This window comes from Pseudoalteromonas sp. SG41-5 (genome assembly GCF_014164495.1).
Classification (GTDB): domain Bacteria; phylum Pseudomonadota; class Gammaproteobacteria; order Enterobacterales; family Alteromonadaceae; genus Pseudoalteromonas; species Pseudoalteromonas rhizosphaerae.
Window position 1 is genome coordinate 1 of sequence record NZ_JACJFH010000070.1, and the last position, 15,767, is coordinate 15,767.

The window sequence follows — 15,767 nt, forward strand, 5'->3', positions numbered from 1 at the left end:
TTAAGTTACTTTAACGGGCTTTTTATTCACGATTTTTATTTGTACACTCAAACCTATCATCAACTGCCATCACTTATAAATGCTAAAACATAAAAAACTTATTATCGCGTGCTTGCTGATATTATTGCCGTTGCTAGATAGTTTATTTATACCAACGGCTTTTGGGCTGCAATGGCATAATGCAAAAAGCATGTATTTACTCAGTGCTTATATGATGCCGATTAAATTAATATTGGTGACTATCGGTGGCTTTTTGTTAGCAAGCCACGGTCATCCCCATCATGACGAGCCCCGAGTTTGGTATGCTAAATTATTTGATATCAGCTTTTTTATATTGGCAGGGATCCAATTTATTGTCCTAGCAATCATTAGTGCATTGTATCTAGTGCTTGGCACTCAAGCCGACGACTACCGGCAACAGGGGAATATTAGTGTGTATACCTCGGATGTTGGCGCGTTTGGCAAAGCAACGCATTATTTTTCTTATCAATGCACTGATAAAAATGGCTTTTATACTTTAACACCGATAGCCACCCTCGATTGGTTAGGGTCGTTCACATTTAGTGAAAAAGCGAATACCTTAATCATCAAGCATGACGATCACAGTGGTAAAGGCGAACAAATTAAACCAATAGATATCAGTGGATTTGGCTGTAATGTGTTAAGTTTTAAACGGTAAGCTTTAAGTTGCTCTGAGCTAAATTTAATATCAGCATGATAAATTTATATTATTTGCGTTTGTAGGTTTACTGTACGAGGTTAATAAGCGAATGATTGTATTTTAGATACTAAAGGAAGCTTTTTATATGGCTAAAAAAGAGTTGATCGACCAAGATGGACAAGTCGACTTTGGTATTTTTCCAGATGGAGTAGATGACATCAATTACTTGGATTTTGACCTGCGTAGTACTATGGGTAAATCCAGAAGTACGCTTTTTAAAAAGTTAAGCTTTAATCAATTTCAATTTATTAGTTTGAGTTGTGAGCAGTTAATTATTGGTTTAGCGATTGTTGATTTAAAAATTGCGAGTCACTGTTTTGTATATGTATACGACCCACAAACGACAGAATTCGATGAAGTCAGTTTTATCAGCTTACTGGCTTTAAATACGTGTATTGATAGCACACCAAACACCGGGCAAGCGACTTTTCGAAAAGGGCGTAACAGCGTAACTATTAATACAACCGCTAAGCCGCAAATACGCTCGGTAGAGGTAAATTTAAAGTCCGGGCTGAAAATTAGTGCCTGTATTGATGAATCGATAAATTATAACCCGCTTGCGGTGTGTGTTCGTGCCGGTTTTACAGGCTTTCATTTTACCCAAAAAACTGCCGCATTACCCTGTACTGGAACACTTCAGTGGCGTGGTAACAAATATGTATTTGAAGAGCTTAAAGTACTGGCAAGTGTTGATTGGAGCGCGGGTTTCATGCGTCGCGAAACCTTTTGGAACTGGGGGAGTTTAGCCTGCACATTAGCTGATGGCCGCCGCTTAGGTTTAAATTTAAGTGCGGGGGTTATTGAAACAGGTTTTACCGAAAACGCCTTGTGGCTCGATGGCACGCTTTATAAAATTGATATGGTCGATTTTCAATTTGAGCGCTATGGTAATGCTAAAGCAACGAGTAAATGGCGGCTGCGTTCAAACGACGGTATCATCAATTTATACTTCGAACCAATAGGTAAACGCCAAGATAAAACCAACTTAATTATTATCGCGACTAACTTCACTCAACACTTCGGCCGTTACTATGGTGAAATAACTCTTGCAGACGAAGTTATCACACTTAACGGCGAATGGGGATTTACCGAAGACCACTATGCGAAGTGGTAAAGAGTACTTAATACCAATCGATTTAAATATTTAACCATTCTAGCGAGCTAAATAAAGCGCTAACTGCGTTATAATTTTTTCAAGTAGAACAACTGCATGTCAAAATTTATGCCTTGTTATCACTGCATTTATCTGTGGCTATAAATGGTCAGTAACTTAACACGATTGGTATAACCTGACTATCGTTTAAAAATGAACTTAACATCTATCCCAAGATCAGCTCGTTGCCGCGCCACTAAATTCAATCGATTTGATCAACGACTATAGTGCTTAATACACTGCGTGATAAACCAAATCGAATCTTGTATTAGGTAAACACCGACAGCACCCAACGTGAGTAAAGTCGCGGCAGCTTGCAACAGCAAATGCTGCGACACATGCTTCGCCAGCAAGCCGTTGTTAAGGTAACTCCCCAGCAGTGAGCCAAGTCCCAAAAAAATCTCACTATAACCAAATTGCTCAGGCGTGAACCCCAGCGCTGCGAAATTAAATCTACCCAGTTGGTAATAAGAAAAAAGGGAAATGTTGTAAAGTGCCACCAACAATTACCACTGACATTTTTTAACTAACTCAAACCAAGAACGAGTAAACTTTTTAGGGAGGATTTTCTTTGGTGGTACGATAGGGACTTCGAGCTTTTTAGCAAAGTAACGGTGTACAAAGGTTTTCATTTGATCGCTTTCTAATTGCTCGTAAGCTATTTGCAATTGTGCTACGTCCTTTCGGCTAACATAATTTCCTTTAAGTTTTTTAAAACGCATTTCCAGCCACAGTAATAAAGCTTGTTTAGCCTCATTGGGAAAGGCATGGGTTAAAGTGGATGTGGGTCCGTATAATCTTTCAAAGTTTATTGTTTGATCTTGGATCAAAAATACCATTAACAGATTTAATCCTGCAGAAATTTGTCCCGCTCGCTTGTCAATAATTTGATAACGGCTTAAGGCACTACGAAAATAATGTTCAGCTTCTGGGATTTTATTCTCATCAAGTGCCAAATAGCCCAAGTTACTTTCTATCATGGCGACAACGTTAGGGAGGTTTAAACGCACCGTGAAATTATAGCTTTCGGCATATAGGTTACGCGCTTCGTCATTGTTATTTTGCCATAGCGACCAGTGCCATACTGTTGGTAAGCGTCAAGCGTTGACGATCATTTTCAGCGTATTTATAACCACATTGAAAACTTAGTTGGGCATCGTCTAAATACTCTGCATAGCGTAGCCAAATACCTAACGCACTCATAATAGACGTTATTCTCTTTTTGAAATAAGGGGCTTGCTGCTGACTAAATATCGCATCTACAGACTGATGAAGGCGGTCAAATTGGCTGGTCGGAACGGCTGCTCGGGCGTTAATAAGATGCCAACGAATAAATAACTCAGGTAAAACTTTATCGATATCGTCAAGATTTTCAAGAATAATAATAGATTGCGCTGGGTTGACCACAAGGTAGTCTTCAGCTTCGTTTAACTTATTTTCAAAAGTGCTTAGTTCAGTAGCAAAAGCTTGCTGAAAACCAAGTAACAGGAACCAACATATAACGAAAAGCCGTAACAACTTGATCTCAATTACTTAATGATGTAATTGATAATTATAGTTGCCGCAGTCATACAAATCAAAGCTAATAAACCAGAATAAGTTCTTAGCTATCAAGTATGTTGTATTTAAAGGTGATATTTATCATAAAAGAGAAAATAACACAGATAGAAAAAGCCCTAGATCTATATAGATTTAGGGCTTTCATTTATTTACTGTTAATGTCAATCAGCTTATCGTTTAGAACTTTTCAGCTCTCTATTATTCGTCTATCGATCTCAATAATGCATTAATCCCTACTTTTTCGCGGGTTTGCTGATCTACTTTTTTCACGATAATTGCAGCGTATAAGCTGTGAGTACCGTCTTTTGATGGCAGTGCGCCTGGAACAACCACAGCACCTGCTGGTACGCGGCCGTAGTGGATCTCGCCAGTTTCGCGGTCGTAAATGCGAGTACTTTGGCTGATGTAAACACCCATTGAAATAACAGCGCCTTCTTCAACGATCACGCCTTCTACAATTTCAGAGCGTGCACCAATAAAACAGTTATCTTCAATGATAGTAGGATTGGCTTGTAATGGCTCTAAAACGCCACCTATGCCAACACCTCCTGACAAGTGTACGTCCTTACCAATTTGTGCACACGAGCCTACAGTGGCCCATGTATCAACCATAGTGCCATCATCAACGTAAGCACCAATGTTTACATATGATGGCATCAATACTACATTTTTACCGACAAAGCTGCCTTTACGGGCAACAGCGTTTGGTACAACGCGCATGCCACCTTGCTGAAATTGCTCCGGTGTATAGTCGCTAAATTTCAGTGGTACTTTGTCATAAAACTGGTTTACGCCGTCGTTCATTGGTTGATTGTCACGAATACGAAACGACAGTAACACGGCTTTTTTTAGCCATTGATGGACAACCCACTCACCACTGATTTTTTCAGCAACGCGTGCGGCACCACTATCAAGTAGCTCAAGTACATCGATTATGGCTTGTTTTACATCACTAGGTACTGTGCTCGGGCTGATGCTATCACGGTTATCCCAGGCGTTTTCAATGGTGGTTTTTAAATCTGACATAAGATCCTCTTATTCGGTTTCTGCGTTGAGTTTTTTACGCAATGCTTGATGAATTTTTGCTTGTTCTTCGTCGGTAAGAGCTTGGTATTCGTTATTCGATACCACGAAGAAATCTTCTGCACGTTCACCTACGGTGGTGATCCGCGCGGCGTGTATATGTAATAAATGGGCTTGAAACACTTCGGCAATTTTGGTTAATAAGCCAGGAATATCTACCGCTTGAATTTCGATTAAGCTGCGGTCTTTACGCGGGTGAGGGCGCAGGATAATTTTTGGTTTAATATTAAAATCTTTAAAGCGTTGTGAGCGATTCTTTTTAAAGCGAATTTTCTTTTTCGGATCAGCAAGCGCTTGATCAAGGCCGCGTTTGATTGACTGCGCTTGAGCGCTGGCAATCGGGTCGCCACTGACTTCAAGTACTACAAAGCTAAACAGCACATAGCCGTCGCGAGTGGTGAGCACTTGAGCATGTTGAATTTGCGCTTTTTTAGAGCCGATCACACTTACTAAACGGGCAAATAAACCGCCGGAGTAGGGGCTATAAACAAAAATCTGTGTACCGCCGTGCATGGCTGTATTTGATACCGCAACACTGGGTTGGCTTAAATCAACGCAGTTTAGTAAATGTTCGGTGTGCCATGATAGTTGTTGTTCACTAAAGGCCGTAAAGTAATTTGCTTTAAAACGGCTCCAAATTAAATCAATCTGATTTTCATCATAGCCATTGTTGATTAACCGTTGTTTGGCTTGATGCTTTTTATCGCGAATTTGGTCGCGCTGATCCATAGGATTTTCAAGGCCTAACCGTAACGCCCTTTGAGTATGCAGGTAAAGCTCACGCAACAAGGTGTTTTTCCAATCATTCCACAAGTTGTCGTTAGTGGCGCGAATATCTGCGACGGTTAAGCAGTATAGGTAATCAAGTTGTCGTTCGGTTTTAACTCGAGTAGCAAAGTCTTTGATCACATCTGGGTCATTAATATCTTTGCGCTGTGCAGTTACAGACATAAGTAAATGGTTACTAACTAGCCAAGCAATCAATTTGCCATCGGAAGTTGAAAAACGATGTAATTTGGCAAAAGCAATGGCATCAACAGCACCGAGTTCTGAGTGATCGCCGCCACGGCCTTTGGCAATGTCATGGAAGATGCCTGCTAAATACAGTAGCTCGGGCTTGTCCATGCGGGTGACTATTTCACAACAAATAGGAAACTCACTGACGTTTGCTTTATCAAAATATTGATAAATGTTATTGATCAACTTATGAGTATGTTCATCCACAGTATAAGCGTGAAATAAGTCAAATTGCATCTGTCCAAAAATGTTTCGCCACTGGGGTAAATAAGCGGCAAGCATGCCGTGCTTGTGCATTAAAGTAAATGCACGGCCCATGCCGTTAGGGTGTTTAATTAGCCGTAAAAAGGCTTCACGACAGGCGGCATAATCTTGCAAATCTCCTAACAGACGACGGCGCACTTGGCGGATGGTACGGATAGTACTTGGGTAAATATGGGTAATTTCAGGGTTATCGGCAATGTGTTCGAACAATACAAATAGTTGATCACGGCGAAAGAACACGGACGGATTTTTTACCCTAATTTGATGGCCAACACGTTCGAAATTACGATCGAGTTCAACCACTGCTTGTTCGTTACTTTCCGGTAAAATGCTTTGTTCAAAATATGATAACAACATTTGATTTAGCTCACGGACCCGGCTCATGATCCTAAATAATCGCTTCATCATCCGCTCAACTGAGGCTTTACCATCGCTACCAAAGCCAAGTAAATCAGCAGCCAGTGGTTGATGATCAAATAACAACCGGTTCTCAGAGCGTCCAGCCGCTAAATGCAGCGCAAAACGGATATTCCAGAGATTTTCTAAACACTCCAACAGCTCTTGGTATTCTTCATGAGTGAGATAGCCGTGGCTAATAAGCTCTTGTAAGGTTTCGGCTCTAAAATGTTTTTTAGCAACCCAAATGATGGTTTGCAGATCTCGCAGGCCACCGGGATTTTCTTTGATATTTGGTTCGAGGTTGTATGCTGTACCGTGACATTTTTTATGACGCAGTTGTTGCTCATGTACTTTTGCTAAAAAGAATTCGTCAGAGTGCCATACAGGCGTATCAAGAATATGCTCTTTGAGTTTTTCATATTCAATGTGATTACCGAACAGTAGTCGACTTTCAAGCAAGCTAGTGGCAAAAGTTACGTCGGCACGTTTTTGCTCAATCGCTTGCTCAATGGTACGCACACTGTGGCCAATTTCTAAATTAAGATCCCATAGCATGGTCACAAATTGGCCGATTTTTTCACACACTGCATCACTAGGTTGCTCAGTAACTAGCAGTAAAAAATCGATATCTGAATAGGGGTGCAGCTCACCGCGACCGTAACCGCCAACGGCGATCAAGGCTAAATCTGGCTCATGGGCTAAATCATAAACATGAAACAGTTTAATCAGTAAGCGGTCGATAAACTCAGCCCGGGCATTAATCAAATTACCGACTGGCTGTTTTGAAAACTCGTTTTGTAACCATTTATAAAAATAAGTAGAACAATCGCGGTAATCGGTTAATTGCTCAGCATCGCTGAGCAATTTTTTAACTTTATTGGGTAATGCCACCTAGGCTCCGTATTATCTTAATAGCAGAAACAATTAGTAATGACCGTTTTTACACTAAATTAGCAAAAAATGCGAGAAATGAACACATTGTAATTATAACAAATTCTTGAGTAAAAAGTTGCAACGTTAACTAATTTAAAGAAGGCAGATTACGATAGAAGATAAATTTTAATTGCAGAATTAATTTGTTCCTATTATAGTTTATTTGGTTTTTCTAATGTTAAGGAGTTTTACAGTGAAAAATTTATTTTTATTTTTATTTTTATTTATATTTGCTAGTTTTTTTGTAGTCAAGCATGGGCTATTCTAGTTAAGGAAAGTGAACTGCAAGCATTTGGAGTCAATGAACAAAATAGTCAATATGTTTATAAAATTAATAGAAACCTTACGCATGAGGCAGCATATTTTTGTAAGGAAGACTCAGCAAGTTGTATAGATAAAATTAATGGAGAGCGTTATTTATTTAACTTGCAAAAAAATCAGATTAAAAAAATTCAAAATGCTGAGCTTATAGGCTTAAGTAAAGATGAGGAGGCATTATTTAGAGTATTCACTCTTTTATTTCGAGAGGAATATGAAAGAATTGAATCACTTCATGATCAAGAAATCTTTCAACGTTCTTTTCGCACAGAAACATCAGGGAGCTGCGGCACTCCAACACATTGGTCTGATCCATTGATCCCTGATTTTCATTATGGCCAAGCTTGCGCTATTCATGATCAATGTTACGGTACTTATACTAGTAAATCTCAATGTGACTTTAGGTTTTTGGAAAAAATGGAAAGGGCGAATTTTACTTTATTAGCTGAAATAAGAACTGACATATTAATAGATAGTCCTGTTACAGTAGCTGTTTATAAAGCTCTTTTAGATCAATTAGCCGATGGTTATTATGCAGCAGTTAAGAATAGTCAGAGTGCATTAATTGCCTATTGCCAAGGGAAACCCGCTGATTGTATTAATTTAAAAGGAGACTATAGTCAATTTATTAATAATGGCATAGATCCTTCAGTATGTGACTCTGGACAAAGTAGTTGTATCGGAGGAGGTGATGGCAACGGACCTGGTACCTTTCCATCTTGCTTAGTGCAAATGATGGTATGCACAGGTGGTGGTTGTAATTACTATACACAACCTTGTTTATAGTGTCGTTTGATAAGGAGTAATAAATGTTTTATGTCGCACTTATGATTATGTTGGTAGTGCTTGCTGGTGTTAGTTACAAACAAAGGGAAGCTAATTTTTTAAAGTTTAATATAATTATAATATTAATTTCTTTTTCTATATTTTACTTATTCGATCTTATTTATAATAACGTTTTTTACCAACCAAAATATGGTGAGGGAGCTCCCATGTCTATTGTAGCAGTTATAATATTAACCTTAATTGCTTGGTTGTGGTCTGCGTTGATAAAACTATTTTCGAGTAAGTTATGCCATAAATAATGTTGAATAAATAGTTTTGTTTATATAAAAAATACCAGCTCAACTTGAGCTGGTATTTTTTATATGCTTATTTTTAGTTATTTTATAAGTGCTTATGAACACGGTCAATCGTATCATCTGATCTAAGCGTTAAAATTTCAACACCATTTTCAGTTACTAATAAGGTGTGTTCCCACTGCGCAGACAAGCTACGGTCTTTAGTAACCACAGTCCAGTCATCTTTTAGTAGTTTACACTGGCGTTTACCCGCGTTAACCATTGGCTCAATAGTCAAACACATACCTGCTTTTAGGGCTTCGCCAGTACCAGCGCGGCCATAATGCATTATTTGTGGTTCTTCATGAAACTCTGCACCAATACCATGGCCGCAATATTCACGAACAATTGAGTAGTTAAAGCTCTCTGCATATTTTTGAATCGCTTCGCCGATATCACCTAAACGCACGCCTGGTTTAACCATTTTTATTGCTAAATAAAGGCTTTCTTGCGTTACTTCAGCAAGACGCTTGCCTTGGATGTTTGGTGTGCCAACATGAAACATTTTTGATGTGTCGCCGTGGTAGCCATCTTTGATAACCGTGATATCGATATTGACACTGTCGCCATCTTTTAATGCTTTGTCGTTAGGAATACCATGGCAAATTACATGGTTTACTGAGGTGCAAATTGATTTAGGAAAACCATGGTAATTTAGTGGGGCAGGAATTGCCTTTTGCACATCGACAATATAATTATGACAAATTGTATTTAGTTCATCAGTGGTTACACCGGGAACTACATGTGACTCTATCATTTCCAGGACATCTGCCGCTAAGCGCCCGGCTACACGCATTTTCTCTATTTCTTCAGGGGTCTTGATCACAGCACTCATGGAGGCTCCATTGTCGAGTTTTACACATTTATCGTCGCACAAATTTTGCACGCGACGTTGAATATTTGTTTTTAATATGGTATAAAGCGCGCCGTCTTTTTACAAATAAATTCTTAAATGATTTTTTGTATTTAAGGCAAACACAATTTTATTTTAACACACACACGTATCGTCACATACACTTGGGTGCATTTCAGTTTCATTTAACTGCGGTGTTGGTGCTATGGGGTATGTGGAGGCCTAACCCTAAACTAAACAGAGGAAATACAAAATGGCAAACGTTTCAATGCGCGACATGCTTCAAGCTGGTGTTCACTTCGGTCACCAAGCACGTTACTGGAATCCTAAGATGAAGCCTTTCATCTTCGGCGCACGTAACCGTGTTCATATCATCAACCTTGAGCAAACTGTTCCAATGTTCAACAACGCACTTAAGTTTTTAACTGGTGCTGCGTCAAACAAAGGTAAAGTTCTTTTCGTTGGTACTAAGCGCGCAGCAAGCGAGTCGGTTAAAGAAGCCGCTATCGCTAGTGATCAGTATTACGTAAATCACCGTTGGTTAGGTGGTATGTTGACTAACTGGAAAACAGTTCGTCAATCAATCAAGCGTCTTAAAGACCTTGAGATCCAAAGCCAAGACGGTACTTTCGAGAAGTTAACTAAGAAAGAAACGTTAATGCTTAACCGCGAAATGGAAAAGCTTGAAAAGAGCCTTGGCGGTATCAAAAACATGGGTGGTCTTCCTGACGCACTTTTCGTTATCGATGCAGACCACGAGCACATCGCTATCCGTGAAGCTAACAACCTAGGTATTCCAGTTGTTGCGATCGTTGATACTAACTCTAACCCAGACGGTGTTGATTTCATCGTACCTGGTAATGATGATGCTATCCGTGCAATCAACCTTTACACAGGCGCAGTTGCAGCAGCAATTACTGAAGGCCGTGAGAGCAATATCGTTGCTCAAGCTGAGAAAGACGACTTCGTAGAAGCTGAGTAATTAGCTGTCATCAAGTCTTCATCTAATTTTAGATGAAGACTTGCTATTCTTGTAGAGCGGGTAACCCGCTTATCTAAACCTGAATTCAGATTTGAGGATTTACTAATGGCTGTAACTACTGCCCTAGTTAAAGAATTACGCGAGCGTACCGGCGCTGGCATGATGGATTGTAAAAAAGCGTTAACTGAAACTGATGGCGACATCGAGTTAGCGATTGAAAATATGCGTAAAAGTGGCGCTGCAAAAGCTGCTAAAAAAGCAGGTAACATTGCTGCTGAAGGTACTATCATCATCAAGCAAAACGCAGGTGTTGCAGTACTAGTTGAAGTTAACTGTCAAACTGACTTCGTAGCAAAAGACGTAAGTTTCTTAGCATTTGCTAATAAAGTTGCTGATGCTGCTATTGCAGAAACGATTTCTATCGAAGACTTACAAGCTAAGTTCGAAGAAGATCGTGTTGAACTAGTTACTAAAATTGGTGAAAACATCAATGTACGTCGTCTACAGTACATCGCTGGCGAAACGCTAGTTGAGTACCGTCACGGTGAGCGTATTGGTGTTGTTGTTGCAGGTGTTGCTGATGAAGAAACACTTAAGCACATCGCAATGCACGTTGCTGCTTCAAACCCAGAGTACCTAACACCTGAAGATGTACCTGCTGACGTTGTTGAAAAAGAAAAGCAAGTACAAATCGAAATCGCGATGAACGAAGGCAAGCCTGCTGAAATCGCTGAGAAGATGGTTGTTGGTCGCATGAAAAAATTCACTGGTGAGGTTTCTCTTACTGGTCAAGCTTTCATCATGGAACCTAAAAAATCTGTTGGCGAAATTCTTAAAGAGAAAAACGCAACAGTTACTGGCTTCGTACGTGTAGAAGTTGGTGAAGGTATCGAGAAGAAAACTGAAGATTTTGCTGCTGAAGTTGCTGCACAGATTGCTGCTGCTAAAGGTCAATAAAATCGATTTCCTTTGACGAAAAAGTGAGTTAGATGAAATTATTCTGTTATTTGCTTTTGCGTCATCGCTGAAAATTCTTTAAAATAACCGCGCTCTTTATGTGAAAATCATAAGCGCGGTTATTTTTTATCCTTTTTTTATAAAGTTGGCCCAAATACTATGACAATCAATCGTAAACCTATTTTTAGACGCGTTCTTCTCAAATTAAGCGGTGAAGCACTGATGGGAGACGAAGGCTTCGGCATCGACCCAAAAGTATTAGACCGTATGGCGCAAGAAATCAAAGAGCTTGTAGAACTCGACGTAGAAGTGGGTTTAGTTATCGGTGGCGGTAACTTTTTACGTGGCGGCTCACTTGCTGAAGCAGGTATGAATCGCGTAGTTGGCGATCATATGGGGATGCTAGCAACTGTCATGAATGGCCTTGCAATGCGTGATGCGTTGCACCGTGCATTTGTAAATTGTCGTTTAATGTCAGCTATCCCACTTAACGGTGTGTGTGATGCATACAACTGGGCTGAGGCAATTAGCTTATTAAAAACGGGCCGTGTAGTTATTTTTGCAGCCGGTACTGGTAACCCATTCTTTACAACGGATTCGGCCGCGTGTTTACGTGGTATTGAAATTGAAGCCGATACCGTGATTAAAGCCACCAAGGTTGATGGTGTTTACAGTGATGATCCGGTAAAAAATCCAGAGGCGACACTTTACCGTCACTTGAGCTACAATGAAATCATTGAAAAAGAATTAAAAGTAATGGATCTTGCGGCATTCACTCTTGCGCGTGATCACAAGATGCCGTTGAGCGTATTTAATATGAATAAATCAGGCGCTTTAAAGCGTGTAATTATGGGCGAAGAAGAAGGCACTCTTATCTCTTCACAAGCCTCAGATGAAGTTATTAACTAGATTAGGATTGAACCGTGATAAACGATATTCAAAAAGATGCTGCAGAACGTATGCAGAAAAGTGTAACGGCACTTAGCAGTCAACTATCTAAAATCCGTACTGGCCGTGCTCATCCGGCAATATTAGATGGCATTATGGTGCCATACTACGGCGCACCAACGCCATTGAACCAAGTTGCCAATGTAACAATTGAAGATTCACGTACACTTGCGTTAAGTGTATTTGATAAATCGCTTGCACAAGCGGTAGAGAAAGCAATCATGGCATCTGACTTAGGTTTAAACCCAATGTCAGCAGGTTCTGTGATCCGTGTACCACTTCCTCCGCTAACTGAGGAACGTCGTAAAAACTTAATTAAAATCGTTCGTGGTGAAGTTGAAAGCGGCCGTGTTGCAATCCGTAATATTCGTCGTGATGCTAACGGTGACGTTAAAAACTTATTGAAAGATAAAGATATTTCTGAAGATGAAGCGCGTCAATCTGATGATGCAATTCAAAAGCTTACGGACAAATTCATTAAAGAGATGGACACTCAATTAGCGGCGAAAGAAGCCGAGTTGATGGAAATCTAAGCTAGTAAATTTATTAGTTTTGAAACGCCGTCTGGGGTATACTAGGCGGCGTTTTTTTATGGAATACTCGATATTTATGGTTCTTAACGCTGATAAAATTTCCCAGCAATGTTTACCCAAGCATGTCGCTATAATCATGGATGGCAATGGTCGTTGGGCACAAGCCAAGAATAGGCCACGTGTGTACGGTCATAAAAAAGGCGTGGATGCGGTTCGTCAGTCTGTGCAGTTTTGTACTAAATTAGGAATAGAGTCATTGACTCTATTCGCTTTTAGTAGTGAAAACTGGCATCGCCCCGAAGATGAAGTCAGTACCTTGATGGAGCTGTTTTTGTTTGTGCTGAGTAAGGAAGTTAAAAAGCTACACAAAAATAATGTTAAGTTAACCATTATTGGTGACTTATCTCGTTTTTCAGATACTTTGCGCAGCAAGGTTGATGCAGCACATGAATTAACGGCTAATAATACAGGTTTGCAACTGAATGTAGCGGCAAATTATGGTGGTCGATGGGATATAACAAATGCTGCAAAGCAATTAGGTAAGCTGATTGCTGCAGGGACGTTAAACCCTGATGATATTACAGAGCACGATTTAGCCGCCCATATGAGTATGCAAGATCAGGCTGAACCTGACTTGTTGATCCGTACTGGTGGCGATTTACGCATAAGCAACTTTTTATTATGGCAAGCTGCTTATGCTGAACTTTACTTTACCGATACGCTTTGGCCTGACTTCAATGAAGCAGCTTTTGCTGATGCTATCGCTTGTTACGTTGCCAGAGAGCGACGGTTTGGTTGTACTGGCGAACAAATAAAACAATTACTCGCTGAAACCTAATTAAAAAGGGTAACACTTTGCTAAAACAACGAATTTTAACCTCTTTAGTGCTAGCGCCTTTGGCACTGGTGTTGGTTTTTTATACACCTCTTACATTGTTTAGTTACATCGCTGGCGCGATTGTTTTATTAGGCGCGTGGGAATGGTCGGCATTTATGGGGTTATGCGATAAAGTTAAACGTTTTTCGTTTGTGACGTTTATTGGCTTGTTACTGGTACTGCTTAATTGGCATTGGCCAATTGATGGACTGTGGGTCGACGGCCAGCTCGTAGGAGACGCAAATTATATATTCACACTGTCATTTTCGTGGTGGATTGTAGCCACCTACCTAGTGTGGCGCTACCCAGCAATGGCGAAAGCATGGAACGAAGGAGTGGTTATGCGCGCTATTGCCGGTATTCTCACCTTAGTACCGCTGTGGCTTGCGCTTAATACACTGCGCAGTGCTAACTATGAGCAATCAACGCACTTTGGTTCGATGCTTATTTTAGTGGTACTGGGGATCGTATGGAGTGCTGACATTGGTGCATACTTTACGGGTAAAAACTTTGGCAAGCATAAGTTAATGCCAAAAGTGAGCCCTAATAAAACCATTGAAGGTTTAGCTGGTGGCTTAGTTGCTGCGGTAATTTTTGTTTTAGCGTTTTGTCATTTTACCAATGTAGATATGTCTGTTTGGCCAATTTACGCGATTATGACTGTATTCATCGCGTTATTCTCAGCTATTGGCGACTTACTCGAAAGTATGTTTAAACGCGAAGCTGGTCTTAAAGATAGTGGCTCATGTTTGCCTGGCCATGGGGGGATTTTAGATCGCCTTGACAGCCTAACTGCTGCAGCCCCCATTTTTGTGTTGTGCTATGCATGGACACTTAGTTTATGAGTTGTAGACAACAACTCGTCATTCTCGGCGCGACAGGTTCCATTGGTTTAAGTACCTTAGATGTTGTTGCGCGTAATCAAGAACAGTTTGCTGTATTTGCACTTGCGGCAGGTAATAATAGTGAATTGATGGCGCAATTGTGTATTGTTCATCAACCACGCTTTGCAGTGATGGCAGATGACAGCGCTGCAGCTAAGTTAAGCCAACACTTATCGGGCAGTGGCTGCAAAACAGTGATCCGCAGTGGCATTGCCGCCATGAGTGAACTGGCCGCTCACCCAGACGTTGACGCGGTAATGTCGGCGATTGTTGGTGCAGCGGGGCTCATACCTACACTCAGTGCGGTAGAAGCAGGTAAAAAAGTATTACTGGCGAATAAAGAATCTTTAGTCATGTCAGGTCAGTTGTTTATTGATAAAGTAAAACAACATAAAGCCACTTTACTACCGATTGACAGTGAACATAATGCCATATTCCAGTGCCTGCCAAGTGCACTGCAAGGCTCTAAAACTAATGCACAGTTACATGAACATGGGGTAAGTAAAATTTTACTTACCGGTTCTGGTGGGCCTTTTTTAACGTGTGATATTGCCTCTTTAAAAGACGTTACTGTGGCACAAGCTGTGGCGCATCCAAATTGGTCGATGGGACAAAAGATATCTGTTGATTCAGCCACTATGATGAATAAAGGCCTTGAGTTTATTGAGGCTAAATGGCTATTTAACTGCCAGGCAAACGATATTGAAGTGGTCATTCACCCGCAAAGTATTATTCATTCAATGGTGCAATACCAAGATGGCTCGGTGCTAGCGCAAATGGGGAATCCAGATATGCGTACACCGATTGCTCATGCTTTAGCATACCCACAGCGTATTGATGCTGGAGTAACACCATTGGATTTTTCACAGCTTGCTGATTTTACTTTTACGAAACCAGATTTTGCCCGCTATCCCAATTTACAATTAGCTATTGCTGCGTGTAATGCTGGACAAGGTGCTACAACGACAGTTAATGCTGCCAATGAAATTGCTGTGCAGGCATTTTTACAAGGGCAGATAGGCTTTACTGATATATACCGCATTAATGCACAAACATTAGACACAACGGTTGATGTAAACGTACACACGCTCGATGAAATTCTTGAATGTGACCGTTTAGCTCGACTTCAAGCGACGCAACTCATTGCAAAGGTAGTACGCTAAT

At 40.5% G+C, this 15,767-nt stretch carries 16 protein-coding genes; 11 read left to right on the top strand and 5 right to left on the bottom strand.

Annotated features, from left to right (window positions below; all coding sequences use genetic code 11):
* Positions 1-79 precede the first annotated feature (79 nt).
* Together H5232_RS16260 and H5232_RS16265 are read left to right on the top strand one after the other, a co-directional pair.
* A complete protein-coding gene (locus tag H5232_RS16260; RefSeq protein WP_182784358.1) occupies positions 80-679 on the top strand; it encodes a hypothetical protein in 600 nt (199 codons plus the stop codon).
* A gap of 127 nt (positions 680-806) precedes the next feature.
* On the top strand, positions 807-1,835 hold the full coding sequence (locus tag H5232_RS16265; RefSeq protein ID WP_182784360.1) for a DUF2804 domain-containing protein: 1,029 nt from the start codon (positions 807-809) through the stop codon (positions 1,833-1,835).
* A gap of 545 nt (positions 1,836-2,380) precedes the next feature.
* Here the strand turns inward: H5232_RS16265 and H5232_RS24295 are convergent.
* From H5232_RS24295 to glnD, 4 genes are all read right to left on the bottom strand, one after another.
* A complete protein-coding gene (locus H5232_RS24295; protein WP_259398829.1) occupies positions 2,381-2,854 on the bottom strand; it encodes a hypothetical protein in 474 nt (157 codons plus the stop codon).
* A 76-nt stretch (positions 2,855-2,930) separates the two neighbouring features.
* Complete coding sequence (locus tag H5232_RS24300; RefSeq protein WP_259399466.1) at positions 2,931-3,392, bottom strand: hypothetical protein; 462 nt, start codon at positions 3,390-3,392, stop codon at positions 2,931-2,933.
* A gap of 240 nt (positions 3,393-3,632) precedes the next feature.
* Positions 3,633-4,460 (bottom strand): 2,3,4,5-tetrahydropyridine-2,6-dicarboxylate N-succinyltransferase, encoded by an 828-nt coding sequence (dapD, locus tag H5232_RS16275; protein WP_182740723.1) that lies wholly within the window; start codon positions 4,458-4,460, stop codon positions 3,633-3,635.
* Between the two features lie 9 nt (positions 4,461-4,469).
* Positions 4,470-7,088, bottom strand: a complete 2,619-nt coding sequence (gene glnD / locus H5232_RS16280; RefSeq protein ID WP_182740722.1) for a [protein-PII] uridylyltransferase — start codon at positions 7,086-7,088, stop codon at positions 4,470-4,472.
* Between the two features lie 468 nt (positions 7,089-7,556).
* Between glnD and H5232_RS16285 the strand changes: the two genes are divergently transcribed.
* Both H5232_RS16285 and H5232_RS16290 read left to right on the top strand, forming a co-directional pair.
* Positions 7,557-8,234 carry a hypothetical protein gene (locus tag H5232_RS16285; RefSeq protein ID WP_182740721.1) on the top strand — a complete coding sequence of 226 codons (678 nt, stop codon included), beginning with the start codon at positions 7,557-7,559 and terminating at the stop codon, positions 8,232-8,234.
* A gap of 23 nt (positions 8,235-8,257) precedes the next feature.
* Complete coding sequence (locus H5232_RS16290; RefSeq protein ID WP_182767939.1) at positions 8,258-8,533, top strand: hypothetical protein; 276 nt, start codon at positions 8,258-8,260, stop codon at positions 8,531-8,533.
* A gap of 82 nt (positions 8,534-8,615) precedes the next feature.
* Here H5232_RS16290 and map read toward each other — a convergent pair whose 3' ends face one another.
* Positions 8,616-9,404, bottom strand: coding sequence for a type I methionyl aminopeptidase (gene map, locus H5232_RS16295; protein ID WP_182740508.1), 789 nt, complete (start codon positions 9,402-9,404; stop codon positions 8,616-8,618).
* Between the two features lie 271 nt (positions 9,405-9,675).
* Here map and rpsB point away from each other — a divergent pair, with 271 nt between their 5' ends.
* The 7 genes from rpsB to ispC all read left to right on the top strand — a co-directional run bounded on the left by rpsB (position 9,676) and on the right by ispC (position 15,766).
* Positions 9,676-10,404 carry a 30S ribosomal protein S2 gene (gene rpsB, locus H5232_RS16300; RefSeq protein WP_145240470.1) on the top strand — a complete coding sequence of 243 codons (729 nt, stop codon included), beginning with the start codon at positions 9,676-9,678 and terminating at the stop codon, positions 10,402-10,404.
* Positions 10,405-10,509: 105 nt separating this feature from the next.
* Positions 10,510-11,361, top strand: a complete 852-nt coding sequence (gene tsf / locus H5232_RS16305) for a translation elongation factor Ts (RefSeq protein WP_182718689.1) — start codon at positions 10,510-10,512, stop codon at positions 11,359-11,361.
* A gap of 159 nt (positions 11,362-11,520) precedes the next feature.
* Positions 11,521-12,270: a UMP kinase gene (pyrH, locus tag H5232_RS16310; RefSeq protein ID WP_145240474.1), complete on the top strand. Its 750-nt coding sequence runs from the start codon at positions 11,521-11,523 to the stop codon at positions 12,268-12,270.
* A 50-nt stretch (positions 12,271-12,320) separates the two neighbouring features.
* Entirely contained in the window at positions 12,321-12,842 is a 522-nt protein-coding gene (gene frr / locus H5232_RS16315; RefSeq protein WP_215909106.1) for a ribosome recycling factor, read from the top strand.
* Positions 12,843-12,900: 58 nt separating this feature from the next.
* Positions 12,901-13,680 carry an isoprenyl transferase gene (locus H5232_RS16320; protein WP_149982995.1) on the top strand — a complete coding sequence of 260 codons (780 nt, stop codon included), beginning with the start codon at positions 12,901-12,903 and terminating at the stop codon, positions 13,678-13,680.
* 17 nt (positions 13,681-13,697) lie between these two features.
* Entirely contained in the window at positions 13,698-14,564 is an 867-nt protein-coding gene (locus H5232_RS16325; RefSeq protein ID WP_145240480.1) for a phosphatidate cytidylyltransferase, read from the top strand.
* Complete coding sequence (gene ispC / locus H5232_RS16330; RefSeq protein ID WP_182831199.1) at positions 14,561-15,766, top strand: 1-deoxy-D-xylulose-5-phosphate reductoisomerase; 1,206 nt, start codon at positions 14,561-14,563, stop codon at positions 15,764-15,766. Before H5232_RS16325 ends, ispC begins: the two co-directional genes overlap by 4 nt.
* The last annotated feature ends 1 nt before the right edge of the window (position 15,767 follow it).